Source organism: Phytohalomonas tamaricis (assembly GCF_003012345.1).
GTDB classification, from domain to species: domain Bacteria; phylum Pseudomonadota; class Gammaproteobacteria; order Pseudomonadales; family Halomonadaceae; genus Phytohalomonas; species Phytohalomonas tamaricis.
This window is the reverse complement of sequence record NZ_PVRV01000022.1, coordinates 1-5,668: the sequence shown is the minus strand read 5'-3', so window position 1 is coordinate 5,668 and position 5,668 is coordinate 1. Positions and strand designations below refer to the sequence as shown.

At 47.2% G+C, this 5,668-nt stretch carries 3 protein-coding genes; 2 read left to right on the top strand and 1 reads right to left on the bottom strand.

The window, feature by feature from the left end; all coding sequences use genetic code 11:
* Positions 1–378: 378 nt before the first annotated feature.
* Positions 379–519, bottom strand: a complete 141-nt coding sequence (locus C3Z11_RS16880; RefSeq protein ID WP_158701020.1) for a hypothetical protein — start codon at positions 517–519, stop codon at positions 379–381.
* A gap of 1,063 nt (positions 520–1,582) precedes the next feature.
* Here C3Z11_RS16880 and C3Z11_RS11240 point away from each other — a divergent pair.
* Together C3Z11_RS11240 and C3Z11_RS11235 are read left to right on the top strand one after the other, a co-directional pair.
* On the top strand, positions 1,583–2,392 hold the full coding sequence (locus C3Z11_RS11240) for a replication initiation protein (RefSeq protein WP_106478054.1): 810 nt from the start codon (positions 1,583–1,585) through the stop codon (positions 2,390–2,392).
* Positions 2,393–4,922: 2,530 nt separating this feature from the next.
* On the top strand, positions 4,923–5,153 hold the full coding sequence (locus C3Z11_RS11235; protein WP_158701018.1) for a hypothetical protein: 231 nt from the start codon (positions 4,923–4,925) through the stop codon (positions 5,151–5,153).
* The last annotated feature ends 515 nt before the right edge of the window (positions 5,154–5,668 follow it).

Sequence of the window (5,668 nt, the reverse complement as noted above, 5' to 3'; positions counted from 1 at the left end):
ATGATGATGGCCAGCTTCGGTGGCAGGTTCTGATCACTCTAGCTTCTCCAAAAGTGACATGATGATGGTCAGTTCTAGCTGCAGGCCCTCGCCGCTGGGTTCTTCCAAAGGTTGCATGATGATGGCCAGCTTCGGTGGCAGGTTCTGATCACTCTAGCTTCTCCAAAAGTGACATGATGATGGTCAGTTCTAGCTGCAGGCCCTCGCCGCCGGGTTCCTCCAAAGGTTGCATGATGATGGCCAGCTTCGGTGGCAGGTTCTGATCACTCTAGCTTCTCCAAAAGTGACATGATGATGGTCAGCCCTAGCTGCAGGCCCTCGTCGCCGGATTCCTCCAAAGGTTGCATGATGATGGCCAGCTTCGGTGGCAGGTTCTGATCACTCTAGCTTCTCCAAAAGTGACATGATGATGGTCAGCCCTAGCTGCAGGTCCTCGCCGCCGGGTTCCTCCAAAGGTTGCATGATGATGGTCAGCCCTAGCTGCAGGCCCTCGCCGCCGAGTTCCTCCAAAGGTGACATGATGATGGTTAGCTTCGGTGGCAGGCGCTGATCACCGTGATTCCTTTATAAGTGACATAGTGATGGTCGTAAGAGGTGACTGGCCCCGCTGCCGTGATTCCAGCAAAGGTGACATGATGATGGCTAGCTTCGGTGGCAGGCGCCGATCACCCTAGCTCCTCCAAGGGTGACATGATGATGGTCAACTTCGGTGGCAGGCGCTGATCGCCGGGATTCCTGTAAAGGTGACATGATGATGGCTAGCTCCGGTGGCAGGCGCTGATCGCTGGGGTTCCTGTGAAGGTGACATGATGATGGTCAGCTTCGGTGGCAGGCGCTGATCGCCATGATTCCTGAAAAGGTGACATGATGATCGGTCCGAGCAGCAGGCTTTGGCCGCTGTAATTTCTATAAAGGTGACATGCTGATGGTCAGCTTCGGTGGCAGGCGCTGATCGCCATTATTCCCACAAAAGTGACATGATGATGGTCGGGTGAGGGGACTGGCCCTCGCTGCCGTAATTCCTGTAAAGGTGACATGATGATGGTCGGGCGAGATGACTGGCCCCGCAGCCATTATTCCCGCAAAGGTGACATAGTGATGGTCAAGCGAGGTGGCTGGCCCCGCAGCCATTATTTCTGCAAAGATGGCATGATGATGGTTACGCGAGGTGACTGGCCCCGCAGCCATTATTTCTGTAAAGGTGACATGATGATGGTCGGGCGAGGTGACTGGCCCTCGCTGCCGTGATCCCTGCAAAGGTGACATGACGATGGTCGGGCGAGGTGACTAGCCCCTCAGCCATGATTCCCGCAAAGGTGACATCATGATGGTCGGGCGAGGCGACTGGCCTCGCAGCCATGATTCCCGCAAAGGTGACATCATGATGGTCGGGCGAGGTGACTGGCCTCGCAGCCATGATTCCCGCAAAGGTGACATGATGATGGTTTGTGAAAACGGTAATAGTCTTAAAAAGTATTTAAGGTAAGGAGTTTCACTTAGTAGTGGCTTTATTAAAAGTGACAACTTGTCACTTTTAATAGCTAGGTTTACACTTAACACCTATTTGGTGTTGGGGCATGTTATGGCTGATAAAAAACAACATATCGAATTAGATGAGGCTGCGGCGCTTGTTGAAAGCGCTATAGAACATTCTTTTAGCTTGGCAACTAATCGCGTTTCTATGTCCAATGATGCTGCGCGTGCGGCTCATGGATTTTCTCTTACCGAAAAACGACTCTTTACTGCTGCGATCAGCCAAATTGATAGCCGTCCAAATAGGATGCATGCCGGGGCTAAAACACTGCACGTAAGCGCACAACAATACGCTGATACTTTTGGTATTGATCCGAAAATAGCCTATCGGGATCTAAAGAGAGCGGCAGATAATATTTTTGAACGGTATATTTCTGTAAGAGATGGAAAAAAAGTCACACGTATTAGATGGATAGATAGATCAACCTATCATGATGGGGAAGGGTGGGTTGCAATTACTTTCTCCGATAGCGTCATGCCACACTTATATGAGCTTACTCACCGATTTACCTCTTATAAGCTTTCTCGTGTATCGGCGCTTCGTTCGCTTTATGCTTGGCGACTAATGGAGTATCTGTATTCTTATATGGGCGACCCTTCAAATGACCCTGGTAAAATGATCGTTGACTTAGAAGATTTACGCTTTGCGCTCGAGATTCCAGCTTCGTATCGATTCACTGATATTAAGAGGCGCGTGCTGGAGTCTTCTTGTAAAGAAATAGAGAAGTCAGATTCAATTATAATTGACTGGACACCTATTAAGCGTGGCAAAAAAGTAAAGAAAATTGAGTTTACTTGGCGTCTTTCTATCCAGGCAATCCTGAACTTCGAGGCTAATGAAAAAACTAACCATGAATAGCGGTCAGGATTTATGCAGAAGTAGAGAAGATAAATATTAAGTTATAATTGGTATGGTTAAATATAATAGATACTCCCGCTGGATGCGCATTCAATTATTACTAGCTAAGATATTCTGCTTGCGATAATCAGAATTTACATTCTTTGTGCAAGCATAGTCAGGTTAATTGTTGTCTAGTTTATCCTCATCCCAGTAGCTGTCCACTTGAGTCTTTCGTAGGTTTGGATTGGCTAGTCGTAAAGACAAATATGATTCCATACTTTGATCAATGCATATTGCCTAAGCTGTCTAAAAAATTTCACATGTGAAATTTTTTCTGAACTCTAGTTGCTTTACATCAGTTATTGTCATCATAGTCTAAGAATTGTCGGCTTACGATCATGGCAAGCACATGGATGATCTTTCAGTCTGTTGAACAGTTGCTCTACCACGTTACGCCGACGATGATTAGTTGATCGCACTGCTAGGCATGAAAAGCCGCGGGTGGCTATGTATTTTGTCTCGTTTAGTGGTCAGATGTATGTCGTAGTGGATGCAGTAATGCCGAAAAGATCACTGCCTTAATTTATATCGCTTTCAAGCGACAAGCCATCAGGCCCCGCAAACTAAGCCTTGAGAATTTAATCCGTCCTATCAGGGCGCTGCAGCTCGCTCAGATAGGTAATCTTTATATCCTGACTCAGGGGCCACATGACCAGTCCAGGGTAGACGTCCTCCAGCAGCCGATCCCCGATCTATAAGGTAGCTACTGCGGGCTCCTCTAAAGCACTTCCCACCTGTAAGCTGAGGTCTTCGAGAGGAGGGCGGATTTGACGGGTAGTTTGTGGCTGTGAGTTTTTCTAGTCGGCTTAGAATAGTTTCCAACTGTGCCGTGTAGTGGCTGAATATCTGTTGGTGAGCATGTGGAGATCACTTGCAACAATGTCCGTATTAGCCTGACAATCTAGCGGATATCAGATGCCAGGAGGAGCAGGTCGACACAGGAAGTGAGATCAAGAACTGTAGCGTTAGTAAGCTGATTTTACCGGCTAATGCTTAATGAAAGGTAAAGGTCTTGTTAATCATGATCCCCATTTCGATGGTACGGTCATCTTCTATCAGCTGCTTGTGAATAGCTAGAAACCGTAACTACTCACCACGGCAGATGGCGTGGTAATAGTATTGCACCGGCGTGTCCGGATTGTCTGATTGCGAATGGCATCTGGTGAGCTTTGAAGAATAATGCCATTACTAGTATCTCGAAGGCAGAGCGGAGTAAATAGATGAGATTTCACTATTAATCAGACTAGTATTTTTACGATTGGCAGCACTGAATCGAGCAGATTACCGATTACCAGTTGAATTGGCTGCTTGCTACTTGGTCGCTGTAGGCCCTGGCTCTAGTAAGTTGCTAGACTGCTGCTGATCAGCAGCAACAGCGATAGATAGACCAGCTAGCGCTCGATGAATGTAAAGCGTTTAATTCTTGCGTTTTTCCGCATATCACTAAGAGTTTGGGTCGACAAGCCATTGTTCGTCAGCCCTGCTAGAGCAGGCTCAGATTAAAGAATCAGCTGGTCTTGTCCGGCAATCCTTATTTGAAGTGGTGTAGAGCTAGCTCCTGATAGGATCAACTTTCTCGGCTGGCAAGTTTGAGTTTGGTTCGAGGCCATGGGAATGTCTGGCTCGGTGACGGCCCTGTATCGCTATTCATTATTCGGCCTAGCTCTTAACCAAGCTGGCCATTATCCCACTGTGCTCAATCGGTTAGCTTACTTCCTTTAACCAGCGCTTTAGCGAGTGATGAGGGGGCGGAAACCAGACGCTTTTAACTTACATGATTTTTGCGCAAGACATGACATGCTCCTTACTGTGCAAGCGCAGATTGATGACAATTATACCCACCGGATACTAAACCCTATCATCGGATCGCTGATGCAGTAACAAGCTATTTACTAAGACGTTACTATCGCTTGCAGAATTCGAATGCAAGTTCGACTTCATACGCAGGTTAGCCGGTATTTGGCTGAGTTCGCATGTAGCGCTTTCGATGAAATTAACGGACTCAATCCTGGTACGCATACCGATGGCCTACCTTATTCATAATTCGTACCTGATGGAATTACTGATTTTGAGTTACCACTGTAATAGTACCGTCAATGGCCACCGCCCGAGCCTGTCCGTAAGGGCTGCACCTATTCCATCTCGTTCGGTATTAGTCTGCTAGGTATGGAGACGACAGAAAGTCCTCAAAATAATGTTATAACGGCGATGCGTGCTCATATGCTTGATGCTTCGGACATGTGGAAAACGTAGTATCACGTTCATCAGAAGCAGATGGCGAATAGTTAGCCGATTCGTTTAGCGTCGGGCCTACTGATAAAGAAGCCTAGGGCATCAAAACCACAGCGAGTGACTCGACCAAGTTGGCCGAGACGAATCTCTATGTACCTAGTATTAATGAGAAGTTGCAGCAGACGATCGAAACGACTCATCGAGGTCATTATCTAATCGAAGACATGCCTCAGAATCTTATCTAGAAGTAGTAGCATTGCCAATTGCCCTCGACACGCTGCTCGCGGATAACGATTACGTGATGAATCTCAGGCCTAAAAAGAGGCAGCGTCGATCGAGCAGTGTGGCACATGCAGTACCGCAAAAAACGGGCTGGATTAATAAAGCGGGCTTAACCAATGGTTTTGAAGCCTATGTGGTGTTCTCGCCTGGGCTGCTGATGGGGCTAGTCATGCTGGCTAAAAGAAACTATCCTAACGATGCGTGAGTGAAAGTTGCGAATAGCATTTATCACGACTGGGTGTCATCGATGGTGGAGGACGCAGCAGTGAATTCATTTAATTACAAGCATTCTTGGCCTTATCAGAAAACTGTCCTCACTCGTACCCTGCCATCAGCTCACGTCGGATGAAGTAACCGCACACGTATATATGTCGAGATTGAATCCACCTATAGTTCTTAGCTAGTAAGCGCAGCGAGCTAATTGGTCGTTATGCACTTCTTACAAAATAGGCGCCTAGCCCTTCTAACTACGCTGGTACGCTAGTGTGAAAATGATGTTGCTGTATTATGCCTTGACTCTCAAATTGTCTGCCAAAATATGGGATGCATTGCTTATAGGCTTTTTAGTATTACTTTTTTATTGAGAGGCTAATAAAAACCGCTTGCGCTCGAAGAGAGGGAGGCGTAAAGTACGCATCCGCTGCCGGGGACGAGTCCTTCGGGTCGGTGGCGGAGGAAGCGCAAGACATTGATTCTGTTTGGAAAATTCTTCGGAATGGC